Source organism: Empedobacter sp. R750 (assembly GCF_030324345.1).
Classification (GTDB): Bacteria; Bacteroidota; Bacteroidia; order Flavobacteriales; family Weeksellaceae; genus Empedobacter; species Empedobacter falsenii_C.
Genome location: NZ_JACAGF010000012.1, coordinates 76066 through 97869, shown reverse-complemented (window position 1 = coordinate 97869; position 21804 = coordinate 76066). Strand labels below are relative to the sequence as shown.

Below are 21804 nucleotides of genomic sequence, written 5' to 3'. Positions count from 1 at the left end.
TTTTTCTTTGAAAAACTCTCTGTAAATAAGTTTTAACCTTTATATTTAACCTTAAACGTGATTGTAAAATCTTTATATTTATTATTCTCAGAAGCTGGAATTATTTTTTTACCTTTTTGTTCGTAGTATTTAAAAACTTTCGAAATTCGTTTAAGATAAGTTGTTGAAATCAATGCGTCACTATCATTTGAAAAGCTATAATTTGTTACTTTTCCATCTTTTTTAACTGTAAAATATAAAGTTAACTCATGTACAGATTTATTTTCTTTGAAAAAATCCTCACTAGAATCTTGGGTTTGGTCATTCAATTCATACCATAATTTTTCAGAAAAGCATTTGCTCAATTCTTCATTTGTTTTATATTTATTACAACCTGGAAATATTGGATATTTAACAGATTCTTGACTAAAACAAAAAGTTGAAATTGTTGTAAGTAGAATAAATAATAAAATTTTTTTCATTTTTTTATAAAAGTAATAAAACAATAATTGTTTTAAGCAATTATCTGATGGAAAAAAGTATACAATTCATCTTCTTTTACCAAACTAAATTTTTGTTTCAAACGATACTTTGTCATCCGTACACTTTTTGGTTCAATATTTAGAATAGTCGCAATTTGTTTGGTGTCTAAACCAAGATAGATATACGAACAATATTTCAAATCAAGAGGAGTTAGCTTTTGTTTAGAATGCTCGTTTAGCGTTTTGAAAAAGTTTGGATGTAATTCTTGAATTCTAAATTTTGCACTTTCAAAATCATTATCTAATAAATTTTCTTCTCGCATAACTTGTTTCAAATTGATAGAAGAATCATTCCCAATCTTATCTTTTAGATTTTTTAAGACCTGATTTTTATGCTCCAAATGCAACTGACTTGCTAAAACTTCGTCCTGTAATTTTTGTTGTTGCAACGTCATCAATTCTTGTTCAGCCAAAATTCGCGCTTGTTCTTCTTCTTGCAATTGTAATTTTAGATGTGCTTCTTGTTTTTCTGAATTAAGTTGATTTTCTCTACCAATCGAATAACGCAATTTGAAATGATAAGAACGAAACATAAAAAACGCACCAATAATTCCTAAAACAGCAAGGCAGATGTATAAAATTCGTTCTTTTTGAAGACTTTTATTTTTTGCTTCAAGATTTTTTAATTCTTCTTCTTTTCGCTCTGATTGAAATTGCGCTTCCAATTTTTTCGCAGCTTCCGCTTGATCTTGATTGTATAATTCGGTTGAATAATCAGTTGCTTTTTTCTGAAATTCAAATGCTTTTTGAAACTCTCCTTTTTGTTGATACAAATTGGCTAATTCGGTTGAATTGGCAACAAGCGCATAAAAATTCTTCACTGTTTGTGTGTACAAAATAGCATTAGCATCCAGCAAATATTTTTCGGCAAGCTCAGTCTGATTTTCTTCTTTTGCCAAACTACTCAACAATCCCAATGCACCAGCAGAAATTTCTTGCGAATTCGGAATAGTTTTACACAATTCTATAATTTTGAAACTATTCTGTTTAATTTCATTTTTATCATTAGTTGTTAATTTAGTGTAGTTACGTTGATAATCAGCCAAATTTAGCAAAGCAATCGCATAATTGTAATTTGTAACTTGATTTTGATAGTGTTCACTAATGTGTACCGCTTTTTTACTGGTTTTTATTAACTCATCTAAATCGTTAGAATTTTTAGATTCCATATATTTTAACGATTGTGCCACACCAAGATTTGCATAAGTAGTGACAAGTAGATTTTTGTCGGATGATAATTCAGCAAATTTCAACGATTTTTCGGCATAAAGAATAGAATTTTTTGCATCATTCCAAGTGGCATGAACCGCATATAGGAGATAATTTGCTTTAGATTTTAGAATATATTCATCAGGCGTTTTTTCGAGTTGACTGATAAATTGTAGAACCATTTTTTGACTTTTCTCAAATTCTCCAAGATTTACATAATGGTAGGCTAACAGATATTTTAGATAAGCTTTTGGAAGAAATTCTTTCGAATCTTTGGTGATATTTTGAATCGTATCCAATGATTTTTGAGCTTTTTCAAACCATTGTCTATTTTCATAAGAAACGCCTCTTTGCGTATAAGCTTTCACTAATTCTAGCTCATTATTTTCTCGCTTACTTAGTTTTATTTGCTCATTAATATAATAATCTGCTTGCTTGTATTGATCGGAAGTTCGATGATATTCAGCTAATTTATTTAGTAAATCAAATTTAATTTTTGTTGAAATAGTTGATTTTTTTAGTTCTAATTTAAGACTATCAATGTATTTATTCTGAGCGAATGAAATCGTAGAACAAAAGACGAAAAAAATTATGTATAGATAGGTTAATAGAATTTTCATATATCAAAAATCGTAAAAAAATACTTGATAAAAAATATTCATTAACTAAAATTTTCAGATTTTTAAAAATGTATAAATTTGATTTTTAAAAAGTTGTGTAAATCTGTAGTTAATCTGTAGTCGTTAAGTTTTATACTTGTAGATACAAAGTAGTATGCTTAAACTTTGTTTTGATCTTGATTTCGAACAAATTTGTATCAGAAAATAAATCAAAACATAACCAATAAAAATTATAACTATGGACAACAAAACATTATCAATCGTATCGTACATCACTATTATTGGCTGGATTATAGCTTTCGTTATAGGAAAAGATAAAGCTGATGATTTACTGAAATTTCATTTGAAACAAGGGTTAGGATTAGTAATTTTCTCATTTATTTGGGGAATACTTTTGAACATTATTATGTATGCAGTCAATATTCCTTTTATCGGAATTTTAGGATTTGCTTCTTTAATTTTAATGATAATTGGGATTATCAACGCTGCAAATGGTGTTAAAAAACCTTTACCAATCATAGGTTCTATGTTCGAAGATAAATTTGCATTTATCGGATAGAAAGTCAAATTATTTTAAAAGTTCATTTTCATAAATAGTTTAGGGATTTAAGAATCTTTTTCTGAATCCCTATTCTTCAAAAAAATAAAACATAACCGAATCAACCTAAATTTAGCACATTCGTTAATCCCATAACTAACGAAGTTTATATTATGTTTCAGCAAAAAGAGATTATTTTTAATAATCTCTTTTGTTTTTTTATGAATTATTAAGCTATTTTTATCTTTATGAAAATCAGCGCAAAATGAGGAAATTACTATTTTTTGTTATTACTTTTTTTACATTCATTCAACTTTCTGCTCAAACGACTCGAAATTTGAATTCAGAAAATTGGACTTTTCAACAAAAAGGAGATTCAAAATGGTTGAAAGCTGAGGTTCCTGGCTCTGTTCATACCGATTTGATGTTAAATAATATCATTCCAAATCCTTACAAAGATATTAATGATGCTAAAGTACAATGGGTAGAAAACGAAGATTGGACGTACAAAACTTCTTTTGATTTGACTGATGCTGAACGAAAAGCGCAAAATATTCAGTTAAAATTTAATGGATTGGATACGTATGCAAAAGTTTTTGTGAACGGAAAGTTGATTCTCGATGCGAATAATATGTTTCGAATTTGGGAAGTTTCGGTCAAAGATTTTCTAAAGAATAAAAATAATTTGCTCGAAATACAATTCAAATCGTCGTCGAATGAAGGAAAACAATTAGCAAATTTACTTCCGTATAAATTGCCAGAAGGAGAGCGAGTTTATACTAGAAAAGCGCAATATCAGTATGGTTGGGATTGGGGATTAAGATTGGTTACGGCTGGAATTTATAAACCAATCGAACTTATTTCTTGGAATAATTTTAAGCTAAATGATTTGTCTTATGAAATTCTCAAATTAGAGAAAAATCAAGCGAAAGTAAAGTTTAAATTCGTTATTCAATCGGAGCAAAATACAACTGTAGAAATTAATTTTAATCAGAAAAAAATCACTCAAAAATTAACCAAAGGAATCAATTATTTTTCGATTGATGAAACAATTCAAAATCCAAAATTATGGTGGCCAAATGGAATGGGCGAACAATATTTGTACGACTATCAATTCAAAATTAGACAAGGAAATGAGCAAGTTTCTAAGCATTTGAAATTTGGTTTACGCACTATAGAATTAGTTCAAGAAAAAGATAATGTTGGTTCAAGCTTTTATTTTAAAGTAAATGGAATTCCAACGTATATGAAAGGTGCGAATTATATTCCGCAAGATAATTTTGTTTCGCGAGTTTCAAAAAATGATTACGAAAAGCTGATAAATAGTTCGGTTGAAGCTAATATGAATATGATTCGCATTTGGGGCGGAGGAATTTATGAGGATGATTATTTTTATGAATTATGCGACGAAAAAGGTTTGTTGGTTTGGCAAGATTTTATGTACGCTTGTGCTTTTTATCCTGGTGATCAAGATTTTCTTAACAATGTAAAACAAGAAACAATCGATCAAGTGAATCGACTAAAAAATCATACTTCTATCGCGCTTTGGTGTGGAAATAATGAAATTGATGAAGCGTGGCACAATTGGGGATATCAGAAACAAATGGGCTGGTCAAAACAAGATTCTTTGAGTATTTGGAAAGATTATCAAACGACTTTTCATCATATTATTCCCAATGTTTTGGATTCTATTTTATCAAAGTCAGAGAACCGTTATTGGCCGTCTTCACCTTCGATTGGTTGGGGAAGAAAAGAAAGTTTGACGCAAGGAGATTCTCATTATTGGGGTGTTTGGTGGGGAATGGAACCGTTTGAAACCTATGAGAAAAAAGTTCCACGTTTTGCTTCGGAATATGGTTTTCAAGGAATGCCAACGTTAGAAACCGTAAAATCTATGTTTTCTGAAAAAGACACATTGAGTAAGAATTCTGTAACCATTTTAGTGCATCAAAAACATCCAAAAGGTTGGGAAACAATCAACGAATATATGCAACTCGATTATGCAATTCCGACCGATTTTGTGCAGTACAACTACGTTTCTCAATTGTTGAAAGCGCGCGGAACTCAGATTGGGATTGAGGCGCATCGACGCGCAAAACCGTACAATATGGGAAGTTTGTATTGGCAATTGAATGACGTTTGGCCTGTGACTTCGTGGGCGTCTTTGGATAAATTAGGAAATTGGAAAGCGTTACATTATCAAGTGAAAAGAAGTTTCGAGAATGTATTGATTTCGGTTGAGAAAGAAGAAAATGTGTACAAAATCTATATCATAAATGACTTATTGAAAGATTTGAAAGGAAAAGTAAAATTTTCTATAATCGATTTTAATGGAAATAAACGTTGGACTAACGATAAAGATGTAATTATTTCATCAAATTCTTCTACTAAAATATTGGAATTAAGTAATGAGGTTTTGAAAGGAACTTCTTCAATAAAATCTTTTCTTCGAATTGAATTTGAATCAAATAGAGAAAAATATTCGAGTAATTATTTCTTCGAAAAACCGAAAGATTTAGCTTTAACAAAACCAACAATTAAAATTAAAAAGATCAGTAGCAATCAAATTGAAATTTCTACAAATGTTTTGGCAAAAGATGTTTATTTATTGGACGGAAACAATCAATTTGATGATAATTTCTTTGATTTAATTCCGAATGAAACTCGTATTATAAATGGAGAGAAAGCAATTCAAAATCTAAAAATTTATTCGTTGTATGAGACGATGAATGCTGAAAATCAATAATATTTTTCTCCCTATTTTTAGTGAAATTTCACAAACGATTTGGAAATGTGAATTTTATTGACTTAAATTTGCACTGATAAAAATCATAACGTATAACAATTTAATAACGAAGAAATAAAATGTTCAAAGAAACGACATATCAGTTTTCAGCTATTGCAACAGATTTTGCAATGAGCATTTCTTCGTGCTTATAAATCGTAAATAATTAACTTATTATATCAAAAGCCCGGAGGATTCTTCGGGCTTTTTCTTTTATTATTCCATTCTAGATTCAGAATAACTTCTAAAAACTTCCGAAGAAGAAATAATTAGCGCTAATTATTTCAAAACAATTATTTGCAATCAAATAATCCATGTTATGGAAGATTCAATTTTCTTTTCAGCTCGTTTACGAACAAAGAGAACGAAGAAAAGAAGCGTAAAAACAGCAAAAGAAAAAAATGTAAGAGAGAAATATAAACGTAGAAAAGAAATCTTTAAAGAACAAAAAGCGATTCCGCTTGTTCCTTTAAAAGAGCCATATCAAAAAGGTTTCGAACGTTATTTTGTATTGAGAGAAGATATTAAAAAGGAAAATGAGATTGAATTTTTCACTCAAATTCTGAAGAAAATTAATACTTCTCAATATGCAGAAACGCGAAAGTTTGTAAAAAAACGAAAACGAAACGGAAAGCGAATTTATGTTCCGAGAATTCAAGAATTGAAACAATTACAACCTTATGAATATTCAGGACCGCATTCAATTTTGAATGATGAAGAACGTCGATATTTTGCGTGTATTCAGGTGTATGATCCAAAAACAAAACGTTTCAAAGGAATTTATGAATTTCTACAACCGTGGCGTTTTCGATTGATTATAAAACCAAATATGATTACGCATTACAAACCACTTGATATTGATTTGAAGCGCGAAGAAGCGCAAATCGATCACTTTTTTGACAAGTATAAAAATCAAGGAATCCTCTTAAAGAAAATAGTTGGAGGAGGTTATTCGTATGAACGAAAACCAAAATTTAAAAATCCTTTTACGAAAAGGAAATTTTTTAACGACAAAAATTCGGCGACAGAAATCGCTGAAATGCTGATAGAACAAGAACATCAGCTATCTAAAAGACATTAATCATGGGAAATAAAATCTCTGGAAAGGACTTCATAAAATTAGGCTTTCCAAAAAATAATTCGATCAATATTGCAATTGGGCAAATTCATCGATACAGAAAAAAAGAAAAGAAACAAACGATTCTCAACGAAGCAAAAGAAGTTTTACTCGAACCAGAAAAGTACATTGGTCACGGAATTTGGGGAAAAGTTGCGGAAGGATTGATAAAACCAGTTGAGGTAAGATTACAAGAATTGAAAACGACGCGTTCGCCTTTTTCGATTTTTGGTGAAAATGAAATTGACGAACAAGCAAAATTTCAATTGTATGATGCGTTGAAATTGCCAATTTCAGTAAAAGGAGCTTTGATGCCAGATGCACATTCCGGTTATGGATTGCCGATTGGCGGCGTTTTAGCGACGGACAATGCAGTAATTCCGTATGGAGTTGGTGTAGATATTGGGTGTAGAATGAGTCTTTCGGTTTACGATTTACCAGCCAGTTTTTTGAAAGGAAAATCGCATCAGTTGATTCAGATTTTGCAAGATCAGACCAAATTTGGAATGTATGAAACGCATAAATTAAAAGCAGATCACGAAATTTTTGAACGTTCTATTTTTGATGAAATTCCAATCTTGAAAAGTTTAAAAACAAAAGCTTATCAGCAATTAGGAACTTCGGGCGGAGGAAATCATTTTGTTGAATTTGGAATTGTGAAATTAGATGAGGTAAAACCTGAATGGAACTTGATTCCAGGTGAATATTTGGCAGTTTTATCGCATAGTGGCTCACGCGGTTTGGGTGCAAATATTGCAAAACATTACACGTATTTGGCGGCGAAACAATGTCCGCTTCCGAAACAAGTTCAGCATTTGGCTTGGTTGGATTTGGACACCCACGATGGGCAAGAATATTGGGCTGCGATGAATTTGGCAGGAGATTATGCCAAGGCTTGTCACGACGATATTCACCGAAGAATTGCGAAAGCTTTAGGAAAACGAATCGTTTTTAACATCGAAAATCATCACAATTTTGCGTGGAAAGAAATGGTTGAAGGAACGGAACGAATTGTTCATCGCAAAGGTGCAACGCCTGCTGGAGAAGGAGTTTTAGGAATTATTCCAGGTTCGATGACCGCGAACGGTTGCATTGTCGAAGGTTTGGGAAATGAATTGAGTATTAATTCGGCTTCGCATGGTGCGGGACGAAAAATGTCGCGAGCAAAATGTAAATCTACGATTACCAAAAGTTTTATGAATGCACAATTGAAAGATGCAGGAATTGAGCTGATAGGAGGAAGTGTTGATGAAGCGCTTTTGCGTATAAAAACATCAAAACGGTGATGAATTTACAAACCGAATTAGTGAAAGTGTTGGGAACTTTTACACCGAGAATTGTACGAATGGATAAATAATGATGATGAAAAAAATTATTCAATTTACATCGGGTAGAGGGCCTGCGGAATGTAATTTTGCGGCAACTAATGTTTTTAAAAAGTTTTCGGAAGCGTGTACAAAATCAGATATTAAGTTTGACGTAATCGAAAGAGAAATTGATAAAGATTTTAATCAACTTTCGTCTGTGATTATAGAACTTGAAGGAAATGATTTAAACACATTTTTGAAACCTTGGATTGGAACAATTTTATGGATTGGTAAAAGTCCGTACCGAAAATTTCATCAACGCAAAAATTGGTTTATTGGTTGTTTTGAATTAGAAATTCCGAAAGAAATTTCAATCAATCCAAATGGAATTGTCTATCAAACAATGCGTAGTTCTGGCAATGGAGGACAAAATGTAAACAAAGTAAATTCAGCTGTTCGCGCAACGCATCAATCAAGTGGAATTTCTGTTGTTTCGATGGATTCGCGTTCGCAACATCAGAACAAAAAAATTGCAACAACTCGTTTGTTATTGAAATTACAAGAATTTGAAACCAATAAATTGAAAGACTTGGTTCAAGAAAAATGGAATAATCAAACGTCTATTGCAAGAGGAAACCCTGTGAAAATATTCAGAGGAGATAAATTTAGTGAATAAATAAGCCGCTCAAAGAGCGGCTTTGTTTATTCTTATTCATATTTTTTAAAAAGACTGTTAATCGTTTCTTGAACTTCGTGGATAGAATTTACTTTTTTAGTAAAAGTTATTTTTCCGTCTTCATAAAATTCAACCAAATACTTTTTTTCCGTTTCAGAAATTTTAACGCCCCAATCAGGATTTCCATTTTTATTATATCTCAAACTTGAAAGCACTTTATTTGGACCTTCTATAAATGATTCTTGCCCATAAAGTTTTTGAATATTATTTGATTTAAAAATTCCTACAAATTGATTAAACAAATCATCTATTTTCATCGTTCGATTATAAGCAACAGAAGAATAAATCAATATAATTATTGGATTAACTTCTTTATAAACCTTTTCGATTAAAGGATTCAAACTCTCCGAAGATATATTTTCTTCTTTGAGCAGATTGTTTTCAACTTTATAAATTGTAGAAGAATTCGGTGAACCTTTTTGTACTTCTTTTTGTTGATTGTTGACAATTAATTTTCCGTTTTCATCAAAAACTTCTGCAAAAATTCCATTATTTTTTTCTGTTAATTTAATTGAAGTTTGCTTCTCAAAATCTTTTATCAGGATTTCTTTTCCATTATAATCAAACGTAAATCGGTTAAAAGCGTTCATCGCGAAAAGATTCATTTCAAGATAATTTGCCTTTTCATTTTTGGATCCAATTCGCAATAAAAAACCTTCATCATTATCGAAAAACTCAAAACCATCTACAATTTTGCCATTTTTGTAGACACTTTTTTGATCATATTCATAAAATTGGTAATTATCTAATTGCTTCAAAAAATCAAAAGAATACTGATATTTTAGTTCGCCTTTCTCGTAAAAATCAACCAAAGGAATTTCGTTCAAAATAATCTTATTGATGAAATAACCTTCATAAGGTTTTTCATTTTGAAAAATCCCAGTGTAAGAAGCTTGAGGTTTTTCTTTGATTGAAAAGTTTTTATAAGTTTTCGTTTTTAATTGATTGTTTTCGTACGTTTCAACAACTTTAACATAATCTGAATATTGGTCATATTCTTCTTTTTGAGTCAAGTTTCCATTTTTATAAATTGATAGGATATTATTTTCTACAATCGTACCTTGGTAAGGTTTTCCATTTCTATATTCACTTGTTAAAACAGAATTTTTGCCCGAATATATCTTTCTAAAACCATTCATCAAATCATTTTTCATTTCAAATTCTTCTGTAGGTTTGTCGTCCCAAATATTTGTGAAAATCTGTTGTATTCCGTCTCTTTTCTGATTTTTATAAGTAGAAATTGTTATCTTATTTCCATCAAAATTATAAAAAGTTCCATTGTTTGGCTTTCCATTTATATAATCACCTTTTGCAATGATTTTTGAAGTTTTGCTATCTTTTGTAATTGCTTCATCTACAATTTGCCCGTTTTTCATTTGGTAAATAGAATTGTAACGTCCAATTGTATCATCGAAATTGCCTTCAAATGGTTTATCATCTTTATATTTTAAGATAATTTCTTTTCCATTTGTATAAATTTTTTCTTCAACTCGATTACCATTTTGTTGTTTGCTAACATTACTAATCTTCCCATTTTTATCATACAAAATTTTGGTTACTAGATAATCATTTTCATGAATTGTAGTTTCTGTCTTAGATTTTGGTTGAATTGCAAAACCATTTTTGGTGTAAAATTCAATATCAATTTTTTTCTCTTTCGAACTTTTTTCAATTTCTTTTCCAGTAGAATCCCAATATTTAGAAGGTTCTTGTGAATAATTTTTGTTGATTGTTTCTTTGGCAATTTTCCCATTTTGCCAATAGATAACTTCTTTATAAATTTTATCAGGAGTTTTTTTTGTGTCATTATAAGAAATAGCAGGAGCAGTGACGCTTACAGGTGGCGGAATACTTTCATAATTTTCATAAAAAGGATTATCGTAATATAAATCTGGCCTATTTGGAGAAAAACTTCCGGTAAAATTTCCATTCGTAATTTTACCATTTATTAACTCTTTTCCATTGTGGTAAATTATAATTTCGGTTTTTTCTCCAAAATCTCTGTATTTAATTTTTTTCCAAATAGATCCGTCGGTGTTATAATAGATTAATTCTTTTTGATCACTAAGATTAATATTTTGTCGATAACCATTGTCAAAACCATTTTCATCATACCAAAAAACATCACCAACATATTTGTTTTCATCTTTTGGATAAATATATCCTTGAAATTGAAGTTGTCCATTGTTGTAATAATCCTTAAGCAAAACCAATTCACCATACTTTTTTAACGGTAAAGGACGATAAAAGTTGGATTTGGCTTTCGTTGTTTCTTTCCAATTTTTATCAAAATAAATTGTGTCTTGAGAATAGGAAAAAATTGAACTAAATAGAACAAAAAGAAGGGCTATTTTTTTCATAGTAGATGTTTTGGTTGAGGTTAAATATAAAAAAAAACTGCTCATTTTGAGCAGTTTTAATATTACTTTTTCAAGATTGCTTGGATAATTCCTTCCAAATTTTCATTGAATTCTAGCAATTGAGCAAAAACTTTATCGTCTTTATTCAAGCCGCCGTGCTTATTATTTTTGACAAACGTTGCTTTTATCGTTTCCCAACGTTCTTTTTCCTGAGAAGTCATCAAACCTGCAATTTCTTTTAAGCGCAAAAGATTCGATTCTGTGTCGGTTGTCAACGTTTGCGATTCACTTTCGTAATGCGCCAAAATCGTTTCATTAATTTCTTTTTCGTTCATCATTGGAACAATTTTCGAAACTAATTTTGACATATTTCTGTACGAACCTTGCATCTTGAAAGGTGGCTCAGTTCTGTAATCATCTTGCATTGCTGCGCTCGCAATATAATTTTGATTGACTTTTACGACAACATTTCTAATCTTAATTACATGTTTCAAAACAGCAATAAAATCATCAATTTCTTGTTTCAAATAATTGCCTTCCAAATCTGGAAGTTGTTCTTGATTTTCAGTTACAAAATTTGTTAACTTGTAAAAATCGGTCAAACTTTTCGAAGTAATTTTATCTAAATAAGGATTATCGCCTGTCGCATTTTCTATCAAACTCAAGTTGAACAACGTTTCCGTATCACCAATTACATCGCCCAAATTATACACATCAGCACGATTGGCTAACATATCTGGAATCTGAAATTTAGAACCGCTTTCCGTATATGGATTTCCAGCCATTACAATGCAAAAACGTTTTCCACGTAGATCGTAGGTTTTACTTTCTCCTTCAAAAATTCCGTCAATTTTTCGCTGTCCATCGGCTAATGAAATAAATTTCTGTAAAAATTCGGCACTCAAATGCTGAATATCGTCCAAATACAACATGACATTATCAGCCATTTCAAACGAAAGATTTATCTTTTTCAATTCCTCTCTTTCTCCAGAAGTTTTGGCTTCGATTGGATCGATTGACGTAATGTTATGTCCAATTGTTGGTCCATTTACTTTCACAAAATGTAAACCCATTGTTTTGGCTAAATATTCCATCAAGGTCGTTTTTCCATAACCTGGCGGAGAGATTAATAACAACATTCCCATACGAGCGGTACGTTTGTTTTCGCCTGCTGTTCCCAATTGTTTGGCTAAATTATTTCCGATTAAAGGAAAATAAACTTCGTTGATTAATTTATTTCTTACAAATGATGTCAAAACTTTTGGTTCAAATTCTGCGATTTTTAAATCTTTTTCATACGACTTAGAAATTTCTTCTTTTAGCTTTTGGAATGATTTAAAATTTGGAACATTAACAGTTGAAAAATGTTCTAATTTCGAAATGATTTTATGATAATTTTGAGTGTAAATTCCGTCAACAATTACCGCATGATTTCCTTTCAAATCTTCAATTTTGATAACAGAATTTCCATCATTTATATGATATTGATCTTTCGAAAATAAAAGCATTGTCGCCGCTTCATTCACTACATTTCTGTATGACGAATAATTTTCGTTTTCATCTATAAAAGAATGAATCCAGTTTTCGATCAAGTAAAATTTCTCTGTTGAAGAAAATTGTTGATCTGAAATCAATGCATTAAAATCGTCCGAATTTTTATTTTTTTCTAAATAATTTACAAACTCTTTTTGAAATTTTTCAGCTTCTCTACTCATCGAAAAAGCATGATATTTCGTGAAAGTTGTAAATAAATAGTGAGAAACTTTTTCTGATGATGTTTGTGATTTATCCCATTCTGTTTCCCAATTTTCAAAAAGCGATTTGATTTCATTTAGAATGTTTTCAAAACGATTTGAATTCGGGAAATTTTTCAAAATTAATTGAGCAGAACCAATCATCGCATTCAATTTTTCTTGCAAATTATTTTCTATAGAATGCCAAAAGACTTGAGCAGTTGTGCGTGTTGGTGCATCAAATTGTAAGACATCTAACTTCGAATTGATGTTTACCAATTCTGTAAAAATTCGCAATGCATCAAAATTGTGAACACCTTTTATATAACCTTCCGAATAATTTTGTTCAATGATTTGATTGATAAATTTTTCAGCATCGAAATCTTTTTCATTTCTCGCTAAAAAAGCTTGATAAGCCAAATATTCAGCGCGATAAACCAATTGATTTTCCGAAACAAATTCTTGATTCCAAATATCTTGATAACGATAAATTTCTTCGTTTTTAACTTTTTGATAGAAACTTGTTCCTGTTAAATGATAAAATAATTCGTTGTTACGATTCAACAAAGTCAGCGCTAATTGCTGCGTATTGACTGTAAATTTATTTTGTCCAAGCGCAATAATATTTTGTCCATCAACAAAAAGTTCAGTTTTATCACGTAAAACGCGAAGCGTATCTTCTTGCGATTTTTTCAAGAGATTTTCAAGATTTTCGGCTTTCGAAACATCTTTCAAATCCTTTAATTCTTGAATGATTTGACGCATTTTATCAATCATTAAATCCGAAGAATAAAACGCTAAAATTTCTTCTTTTTCTGAAAAAGTTTTGGATTTGTTTTCGATATTTCTCAAGACGCGCAAACCAATTTGCTCTAATGAATTGGTGCGTTTATTGGTTTGTTCAACCAATTGTTCGCGTTTCGAATTGAACGCTTTGATTATCTCGTCGCGTTTATCTGCAATTTTTAAAGCGAAATCATCAAAATCAGAGAATTTACTTTCTAATTCTTCGAGCTGAACAATGATTTTTGTATTGTATTCTTCCGTTTTTTCGGCAGTTGTTGATAACTCTAAAAAGTTGACCACACTTTGTTCCAACAACGTAATTTGAGCAGAAAATTCGGCAACCGCTTCCTTGCTTTTTAAGGCAGAAGTTTGACGTGTTAATTGCGCACGAACTTCGTTAAGCGAAGCAAAAATGACAGAAATTTTCTCAATAATTTTTGTTGTTTGCGTGGCGTCTTCAATTTTTAAACTGTTCAGAATGTCAATCAATAACTCTAATTCGGAAGCAATTTTAAGACAAGATTCTTCGATTACTTTAGCGTCAACAACTTTCTCAATCGAAGCCACTAAATTTTTCTGTTCCGCAACTTTTTCTTCATACGGAATCAGCGCTTCATCCAATAAAAGAAACTCAATTGTTTTGGTTGATAAATTTTCGTTGACTTCTTGCAATTGATTTTCTAATTCCTGAACACGTTCTAAATTGATATAACGAATCGAACGTAAATCAATCACTTTTCCTTGAATTTTACGCGCTTCAGCCAAATGTTCAACCAATAAATCCAATTGATTATACGTTGTACTATTTACTTTGAAAACGATTTCTTCAATCGATTTTTCCGTTTTTTCTAACGTTTCTTGCGCAAATTTTTTCTGAACTTGGACTTTTGCAAATTCATCAATCGCTGTATTGGCAACCGTTTTGATTTCTAGCAAAGGAATAGCTAGCTCAAAGGTATCTTTGTCATTGATCCAAAAATATCCATCAACAATATTATTCGCTTTTTTTACAATGTCCTCATACAAACCTTCGTACGAATCTTCTTTGTTAATTAATTGGATAACTTCTTGAGATTCAGCCATTGCTTTTACAATGTCTTTGTTTCCAATTTTGTATAATGGATGATTTGTTTTTTCTTGATTTTCCACCAAACGCTCGACATAAGGCGTTTCCCAAATCTGAACTTGATGATGTCGCGTTGCTTCTTCTTCTGTGCGGAAATAGATTAAACTTCCGTCTTTAAAAATAGTAAAACCATTGCAAACAATAGGCGTTTCGACATTTTGTTGAATGATATTGTACGATAAAAGAATGTATGTATTGGTTTCATCTTGATTGAAAATATACATAAAATCTTCTCCGTTTGGAGAATTTACACGACGGAAAAATTGAAAATTATCTAACTTATTTTCGAATATATGATAGGTTCCGTTTTGTAAATAATAGCCATTCGAAAAAATCAAACCTTGATTGTCTGGCAACAAAACTGCTGCATCCAAAAGAGCAGGAATATTGATGACTTCCTTGGTGCGAACATTGTAAATATACGCTCTGAAATCTTCTTGAAAAGGTTTGATTTTAACCGCAATCAGATTTCCTAAATCGGCGTAATAATATTCGGCATCGTCTAATTGTTGATCTAAATGCGTAACTTTTTCAGTGAAAATTCCTTTTCCTGTATCCGTATTATCCTCAATTTTGAACGTAATATCGCCACCAATCGCTTCGATAAAAATTTTATCTAAAATAGAAATGTGTGGAAATTTACCTAATCGACGATCATCAATTGACGTTTTTTGCCATTCGAAATCAAATTGATCTGCTTTTTTTACTTCGTGAATGCTGCGATCATCTTGATAAATTAATTTTCCGTCTTTGATTAACCATTTAAACGCTTTCAAATCTTGTGCGCTTTTACTGGTTTGGAAAACCATGTACAAATAATTATCTGTTCTACGAAATTTAGAAAAGATAGAATCGCGGTAATATTTATATAAATTCTGAAAATCTGTAAAGAAATTCTGATCGTTAATTAAGTCGAGAGGTTGAGGTATAAATTGATTTTCTTGAAACAGATAAATACTAAAAACATCGCTCAACTGAATGTCTGTGCGTAAACCGAAATGTACGTTGTACCCAAAAATACACAACTTATCGAACGCGATAATTCCACGTGAAATACAAGTGTTTTCTGTTGTAATTCTTTGGTTTGCGCTTAATGCAAAATTGGTAGAATTGAATACCTCTTTACGAGCTTCGTTCAATTTCGTTAATCTTTCCGAAAGAAAATCTTTTTGTGTAAGAAGTCTTTTTCGGATGATTTCGTACGCGCCTGCATCAAGCGTTTCGGTAACGTTAATATTTTTTTCTTCTTGCATTAAATTAAAATCTAAAAGGTGATTAAACGTGATGATAAGAGCGATTGAAACGATAAGATTTCAATTACTCTATTGTTGTTTAATGGATTAACCTATTTTTTTATTTGAAACACCTAACTGATTCGCAATTCCGAAAAGAGAATTGATAAATCCTGTGTCTTCGCTGTTTCCAGAAGCCGAAGCAGCTTGCTGTAATTTAATTAATGCCGCAGTAATTGTTAAGTTTTTGATATCGTTTGACGAAATACCATATTTATCGGCAAGACTTCTTACTTTTCCAGCTAAATCGCTTCCGCCATCTTCGTCAATCAATGCATTTTTGATGTCTGTTGCATGTTTAGAATTGTCGATTAAATGATCAAAACCTTTTGCATTCGAAACTTGTTTGACAATATTTTCGAAGAACATCGTTTCTCCACCAACAATGTCAATTTTCGCTGATTTCAATGCAGTTGATAACACCTCAGCTTGCGCTCCAGCAATATCTTTTTGAATGTTGATTTGAGCCAATTCGATATCTTTTTCTTTTTGTAATTGAAGTTTGAACTCTTCGTGCTCTTTTCCAACACCGTCCAATTTCTTCATAGCTTCTGCTTTTTCTTCGATTCCTTTCGCTTCTGCCAACGCTTTTTCACGTACAACTTCTGCTTGTGCTAAACCTTCTTTACGCAATGCTTCCGCTTTTTTCTCGATTACAGACGCTTCTACAGTTCCTTGTTTTTCTTCCGCTTCTGCTTTAGCAACCATTACTTCTGCTTCCGATAAACCAATTGCAGCTTCTTCTTTCGCTTGTGCTTCTGCAATAATTTTACGAGCTTCCGCTTCTTTTGCAGATGCCTCTTTTTTCGCCTCCGCATCAATTAATAACTCTTGCGCTTTGCGTTCTGCAACTTGTTTTTGTGCATCGGCTTCGATAACTTGACGAGCAGCTTCTTGTTCTGCTGCAATTTTAGATGCTTCCGCAGCTTTTACAGTTTCGATTAAACGCTCTTCCGCTTCTTGCGATGCAGCAATAATTCCGGCTTGTTTCTGACGCTCAACTTCTCTATAAACTTCAACGTCTTTCACGCCTTGTTGCTCTTCAATCACGCCTTTTTCTAAAAGAACACGTTCTTTGATAACGCCTTGAATATTTTTTTTCTCCACCTCGATTGATCTTTCTTTATCAATCTGAGCTAAAGTCACAATTCGTTCACGTTCTGTTTGCTCCAAAGCGCGATCTTTTTCAACGCGTTCAGTTTCGATAGCATCAGTACGAACTTTATTTTTTTCTGCGATAATAATTTGACGCAATTTATTTTCTTCTTGAACTGCTAATTGCTCTTCTGTTGTAATACGAACAGATTCAGCTTTTAGACGTTCTTCTTCACGAACTTTTGCAATTTCTGCTTCTTCACGTGCTTTTATATTTTCGATTTCTCTGCGTTGACGCTCTTCTTTTTCGGCTAATTGACGCTCTAATTCTAAGATTGCTTCACGTGCTTCAACGTTTTGTTTTTTGATTACTTTTTCTTCTTCACGACGAATTAAATTGGCGTTCATATTTTGTTGAGCCGTTAATTCAGTGATTTTTTTGATTCCTTCAGAATCTAAAATATTGTCTGGACTTAAAAATTGTAATTCAGTTTGTTCTAAATAATCAATTGCACAGTCATCTAAAATATATCCATTCAAATCTGTTCCGATAATATTTAAAATTTCATCTCTAAATTCACGTCTTGCTTCGTATAATTCGATAAAATCGAATTTTTTACCAACTGTTTTTAAGGCTTCTGAGAATTTTGCTTCAAAAATACTTTTTAATGTTTCTGGTTCTGATGCACGTTCTGTTCCTAAGTTTTGTGCAACATTGATTACATCATTCACCGATTTATTAACTCGAACAAAAAATGCAACTTTGATATCTGCACGAATGTTGTCTTTACAAATTAATCCATCATGTTGTTGACGCGCAATGTCAATTTTTTTGATCGAAATGTCCATAATTTCCATTTTATGGAAAACAGGAATTACATACATTCCTTTGTTGAATGCTACTTGCGAACCTCCAACACCAGTACGAACGATGGCTTTTCCTTGCGGAACTTTTTTATAGAAAACGCTTAAAACGACGATGAAAGCAATAAAGATGAAAACGATGACACCAACTGCTAAAAGAATAAAATTTGTCATGAGATTTTTATTATATTTTGATTGATTTAGTTAATAATTAAGGTTAAAATATCTTCGATAATAAACGAAGTAAGTTGAAATAATAGTATCATAATTAGGTTAAATATTGTTTAAAGTAATGTGTTTGATGACGAAATAATAATGATTTGACGGCGATTCGTCAGTAATAATAATGGTGTCACCAAAATTAATTTCTTCGCCATTTTGACTTTTGATGTTAAGCGTAATAATATCTTTCTCGATTTGAAATTCAGCAGAACCTATTTTATCACCAGTGATTTTAGACTTCGATTTTCCGACTCTTCCAATAAAATCTGTTTCGTCTTCTCCGTGATAGCCTAATTCTGCATAAACTCTTACGAGTGGTTTTGTAATCCAATGCATCATAAAATAAGCGATGATGAAAACTGGAATTAAAACTAAAACAGAATACAATCCTAACTTGCTTAATCCAAAAACAATCGAAGAAATAATGGTAATCACCCAACTGATAAATTTGAACAAGGTAATAATTACCATTAACGGAACTTTACCAACATTGATAAATTCTAAACATTTTGCCCAAAAACCTGGCTCGTGATGCACGTCAGCATCAGCATCGTGATCGGCGTCAATTTCGTGGTGCGCATCAACATCATTGATGTCTCCGATATGAAAATCTGAATCAGTTCCAAGGTCAATTCCGTCACCAGCCAACAATTGAAACACCCAATAGACGAGAGAAAATCCCATCAGAATGGTCATAATTCCATTGGCCAATGGATTGAAAAGAAGGTTTAAAATTTCGCTCATTAGCGTTGATTTTTAGTGTTAAAGTTGTCTTTTAAAGGTAAAATAAATTCTGTAAGTTATTCCATTATTTGACAATGGAGTAGAGGAGGTTAATTCCCAGCCTTCTGCTCCGTATTGATTCAATAATTTATCTAAATATTCTTGGTCGATAGAGACTTTGAAAATTCCTTGTTCAGCTTTTATTTCGATTGTTTTGTATTCAAATTTTGGCATATAGTTTCAAAATTAAAAATGATTAAGTTCTATTATTTTAAAGAAATAAAACTCACTATAAAAAGTGATTTATTCTTGATTTTTCGATAGAATTTTTAGCTTCAAAGCTTCTAATTCATTTTGAATCAAATCTCCTTTCAAGGTTTCATTAATTTCATCATCAGCTGTTTTCGAATTATCCGCCAAACTTCCGTAAGCTTGCGCAAGCGCTTCGTCTTCTTCTACTTTGGCTTTCATGCGTTCCAACATACTAATCGTGCTGTTCGCATCAATTTTTGCCATTTGTTTGTTTACCTGTTTTGTCGCATCAGCAACTTTTACACGCGCTTTTAACGTTGTCAATTCATTTTCCCATTTATTAATGTTGAATTTTAGAACTTCGACATTTTTATGGACTTCATTTGCAGATTTTTCATGAATAATTACTTGATTTTCTAATTCAGTAATTTCTTCTAACAATTGCTTCTTTAAGCCCAAAGCTTCTTTCGCTAAACTTTCGGCTTGTTCAACTGTAATTTCACTTCGCCCAGCTTTTTCTAACAAAAGAATTGCTTTTCGTTCGTAATCTGCCGCTTCTTCTTTCTTTTTGTCTACGCTATTTTGCGAACGAATTGCCATCGCTTTTACTTTTGCATAAGCTTCTAATGATTGATTAAGATCGTCGCGCATTTCGCGAATTCCTTGTTCAGTCATTTTAATTGGGTCTTCCATTTTTTCGACAACCGAATGTATTTCTGCTTGTCCAATTCTAAAAATACGTTTGAAAATATTCATAGTGATATTGTTTTATTGTTTAGAAAATTCGATTAATTGAGCAGAATATTCGCTCATCAATAAACTCAAAGAGTTTAACGTTGCTTCAAATTCGTTTTGATCAAGATTCGCAATTTGAAGTGTGTAACGATAAATAACTTTGTTTCCGTCTTCTGTTATTGCAAAAGCACCATGAATGATATCGCGATTTTTCATCAACAACGCTTTTAGCATTTCCAGATTATCATTTGTAATTGTAAATAAATACAACTCGAAAATGATGACAGGTGGTGCAATTCCTACAATCAGATTTTGAACACCATCCAATAAATTTTCAATCATAAAAACACCTTCTTTTTCGTCTTTGTAACTGATGGTGTAATTGATGTTTTGAATAAAATTTTCAATCTTCGAAAAATAATTCATTTTGTTGTTATTAGTGTTTTTTGTAATTTGTTTCCATAAAATTAAACAATTTGCTAAAATAATTAGCAATTAAAAATGTTAAAATTTTAAATAATGACAAAAATAGGTGAAAATATAAAAAAATTAAGACAGGTTAAGAACTTAACTCAACAGGCTTTTGCTGACTTGTTTGAAGTTAGTAGAGGAAATATTTCATCTTATGAAGAAAAACGTGCAGAACCAAAAATTGAAACGATTTCTCAAATTGCTAAATATTTTAGCATTCCAATAAGTCATTTGATCGAAAAAAACTTAACAGTTAACGAAATATTACACTTTGATAACTATTTCGAGGAAGCTGATATGTTGCGAAATGTTAAAAATTTGAGCGCGATTCCTTTTTTATCTCGAGAAGTTATTCAAGCAAAAAAAGAGTTGTTTTCGAACTTAGAAAATTATCCTTCAATCTATTTTCCAATTTATAATTCACATCAATTTATTGCGTTAGAATATTCTTCGAGTATCGCTTCTCCTATTGATTTTACAGAAGAAGAATCGTCTATTTTATTTTTTGAGCATTTGGAAGTGGAAAATTTACATTTGGTCAATGATAAATTTGGTTTGTATTTGAATGATGATGAAATTTTTGTTGGAAAGTTTATTCAACACGAAAATCAATTGATTTTGGAATTAAACCAATGGAAACAAATCATTTTTGATGTTGAGAATATTCAACATTTTTATCAGTTTTATGCGGTTTATAAGAAAGTTTAGCTAGAATATACGATTGATTGTGGTGTGTTTTTATTTTGTTTTTAAAGTAACTAATCGCATTTTAAAATCAATAAAATCTACTGTTTTGTTTCCATCTTGGTCATAAGATATAAGAGTCTCACCAGCTTGTTGATACTTATAATTTTTAGGCAATCCGAACTTTTGAATTAAATTATCGTATTTTAAATATTCTTTCGGTCTGGAATTATAAAAAGTCAATGCAGATTTAATGTCATATAATAAGGTATCTGAAATTTCATGTAATTGTCCATTTTTAAAAATTAATCGTTCTTCATAGAGGCACGAACAGTATTTGTCCTTTCCAACGGAAAAGCTAAAATCACTTGGACAATCATTGATTTCTTTAGAAGATTTTAATTTTTTCAAACGATTAATAATTGAATTAAATTCGTTCTCATTAATTAAAACAATTTCAGAATCTTTATTATAATACCCATTGTTTTCTTGACATTCAGGAGGAATATTATAATCTACGTAATTAGGAGGAAAAGACGCAATAATATCATTGATTTCTTTTTGTTCATTGCAAGAGAAAAAATAGAAAAGACTTAATAATCCAATAATAAAATACTTCATAATTAAG

Annotated in this window: 15 protein-coding genes and 1 pseudogene; 6 read left to right on the top strand and 10 right to left on the bottom strand. The window is 31.2% G+C overall.

Annotated features, from left to right (window positions below; all coding sequences use genetic code 11):
• Positions 1-32: 32 nt before the first annotated feature.
• Positions 33-461, bottom strand: coding sequence for a hypothetical protein (locus tag HXZ74_RS12770; RefSeq protein WP_114997803.1), 429 nt, complete (start codon positions 459-461; stop codon positions 33-35).
• A gap of 32 nt (positions 462-493) precedes the next feature.
• Positions 494-2350 carry a helix-turn-helix transcriptional regulator gene (locus tag HXZ74_RS12765; RefSeq protein ID WP_221408220.1) on the bottom strand — a complete coding sequence of 619 codons (1857 nt, stop codon included), beginning with the start codon at positions 2348-2350 and terminating at the stop codon, positions 494-496.
• A gap of 238 nt (positions 2351-2588) precedes the next feature.
• On the opposite strand from HXZ74_RS12765, the gene HXZ74_RS12760 reads away from it, so the two are divergent.
• The 5 genes and pseudogenes from HXZ74_RS12760 (at position 2589) to prfH (ending at position 8773) form a co-directional block, all read left to right on the top strand.
• The gene (locus HXZ74_RS12760; protein WP_038332539.1) at positions 2589-2909 is read left to right on the top strand and encodes a magnetosome magnetite crystal formation protein family; all 321 of its coding nucleotides are present in this window, start codon (positions 2589-2591) and stop codon (positions 2907-2909) included.
• A gap of 244 nt (positions 2910-3153) precedes the next feature.
• On the top strand, positions 3154-5634 hold the full coding sequence (locus tag HXZ74_RS12755) for a beta-mannosidase (protein ID WP_286475731.1): 2481 nt from the start codon (positions 3154-3156) through the stop codon (positions 5632-5634).
• A 358-nt stretch (positions 5635-5992) separates the two neighbouring features.
• Positions 5993-6754, top strand: coding sequence for a hypothetical protein (locus tag HXZ74_RS12750; protein ID WP_114997794.1), 762 nt, complete (start codon positions 5993-5995; stop codon positions 6752-6754).
• A 2-nt stretch (positions 6755-6756) separates the two neighbouring features.
• Positions 6757-8147 (top strand): annotated as a pseudogene (locus HXZ74_RS12745) (RtcB family protein).
• A gap of 5 nt (positions 8148-8152) precedes the next feature.
• Positions 8153-8773: a peptide chain release factor H gene (gene prfH, locus HXZ74_RS12740; RefSeq protein ID WP_115001907.1), complete on the top strand. Its 621-nt coding sequence runs from the start codon at positions 8153-8155 to the stop codon at positions 8771-8773.
• 32 nt (positions 8774-8805) lie between these two features.
• On the opposite strand, the gene HXZ74_RS12735 is transcribed toward prfH, so the two are convergent.
• The 7 genes from HXZ74_RS12735 to HXZ74_RS12705 form a co-directional block, all read right to left on the bottom strand.
• Positions 8806-11193 (bottom strand): hypothetical protein, encoded by a 2388-nt coding sequence (locus tag HXZ74_RS12735; protein WP_114997789.1) that lies wholly within the window; start codon positions 11191-11193, stop codon positions 8806-8808.
• 62 nt (positions 11194-11255) lie between these two features.
• Entirely contained in the window at positions 11256-16091 is a 4836-nt protein-coding gene (locus tag HXZ74_RS12730; protein WP_286475729.1) for a DNA repair ATPase, read from the bottom strand.
• An 87-nt stretch (positions 16092-16178) separates the two neighbouring features.
• Positions 16179-18263, bottom strand: coding sequence for a flotillin family protein (locus HXZ74_RS12725; protein ID WP_114997783.1), 2085 nt, complete (start codon positions 18261-18263; stop codon positions 16179-16181).
• Positions 18264-18362: 99 nt separating this feature from the next.
• Complete coding sequence (locus HXZ74_RS12720) at positions 18363-19055, bottom strand: OB-fold-containig protein (RefSeq protein WP_114997780.1); 693 nt, start codon at positions 19053-19055, stop codon at positions 18363-18365.
• 18 nt (positions 19056-19073) lie between these two features.
• Positions 19074-19268, bottom strand: coding sequence for a DUF4177 domain-containing protein (locus HXZ74_RS12715; RefSeq protein WP_038332555.1), 195 nt, complete (start codon positions 19266-19268; stop codon positions 19074-19076).
• 69 nt (positions 19269-19337) lie between these two features.
• Positions 19338-20042: a PspA/IM30 family protein gene (locus HXZ74_RS12710; RefSeq protein ID WP_180905237.1), complete on the bottom strand. Its 705-nt coding sequence runs from the start codon at positions 20040-20042 to the stop codon at positions 19338-19340.
• Positions 20043-20054: 12 nt separating this feature from the next.
• A complete protein-coding gene (locus HXZ74_RS12705) occupies positions 20055-20447 on the bottom strand; it encodes a type III secretion system chaperone family protein (protein ID WP_038332747.1) in 393 nt (130 codons plus the stop codon).
• A 93-nt stretch (positions 20448-20540) separates the two neighbouring features.
• Between HXZ74_RS12705 and HXZ74_RS12700 the strand changes: the two genes are divergently transcribed.
• Entirely contained in the window at positions 20541-21200 is a 660-nt protein-coding gene (locus HXZ74_RS12700) for a helix-turn-helix domain-containing protein (protein ID WP_038332559.1), read from the top strand.
• A 30-nt stretch (positions 21201-21230) separates the two neighbouring features.
• Here the strand turns inward: HXZ74_RS12700 and HXZ74_RS12695 are convergent, their stop codons facing one another.
• The gene (locus HXZ74_RS12695; protein WP_038332561.1) at positions 21231-21797 is read right to left on the bottom strand and encodes a hypothetical protein; all 567 of its coding nucleotides are present in this window, start codon (positions 21795-21797) and stop codon (positions 21231-21233) included.
• Positions 21798-21804: the final 7 nt, after the last annotated feature.

Coding starts and splice junctions, on each gene's coding strand:
- HXZ74_RS12770 (WP_114997803.1), bottom strand. CDS start 461: ATGAAAAAAATTTTATTATTTATTCTACTTACAACAATTTCAACTTTT.
- HXZ74_RS12765 (WP_221408220.1), bottom strand. CDS start 2,350: ATGAAAATTCTATTAACCTATCTATACATAATTTTTTTCGTCTTTTGT.
- HXZ74_RS12760 (WP_038332539.1), top strand. CDS start 2,589: ATGGACAACAAAACATTATCAATCGTATCGTACATCACTATTATTGGC.
- HXZ74_RS12755 (WP_286475731.1), top strand. CDS start 3,154: ATGAGGAAATTACTATTTTTTGTTATTACTTTTTTTACATTCATTCAA.
- HXZ74_RS12750 (WP_114997794.1), top strand. CDS start 5,993: ATGGAAGATTCAATTTTCTTTTCAGCTCGTTTACGAACAAAGAGAACG.
- prfH (WP_115001907.1), top strand. CDS start 8,153: ATGAAAAAAATTATTCAATTTACATCGGGTAGAGGGCCTGCGGAATGT.
- HXZ74_RS12735 (WP_114997789.1), bottom strand. CDS start 11,193: ATGAAAAAAATAGCCCTTCTTTTTGTTCTATTTAGTTCAATTTTTTCC.
- HXZ74_RS12730 (WP_286475729.1), bottom strand. CDS start 16,091: ATGCAAGAAGAAAAAAATATTAACGTTACCGAAACGCTTGATGCAGGC.
- HXZ74_RS12725 (WP_114997783.1), bottom strand. CDS start 18,263: ATGACAAATTTTATTCTTTTAGCAGTTGGTGTCATCGTTTTCATCTTT.
- HXZ74_RS12720 (WP_114997780.1), bottom strand. CDS start 19,055: ATGAGCGAAATTTTAAACCTTCTTTTCAATCCATTGGCCAATGGAATT.
- HXZ74_RS12715 (WP_038332555.1), bottom strand. CDS start 19,268: ATGCCAAAATTTGAATACAAAACAATCGAAATAAAAGCTGAACAAGGA.
- HXZ74_RS12710 (WP_180905237.1), bottom strand. CDS start 20,042: ATGAATATTTTCAAACGTATTTTTAGAATTGGACAAGCAGAAATACAT.
- HXZ74_RS12705 (WP_038332747.1), bottom strand. CDS start 20,447: ATGAATTATTTTTCGAAGATTGAAAATTTTATTCAAAACATCAATTAC.
- HXZ74_RS12700 (WP_038332559.1), top strand. CDS start 20,541: ATGACAAAAATAGGTGAAAATATAAAAAAATTAAGACAGGTTAAGAAC.
- HXZ74_RS12695 (WP_038332561.1), bottom strand. CDS start 21,797: ATGAAGTATTTTATTATTGGATTATTAAGTCTTTTCTATTTTTTCTCT.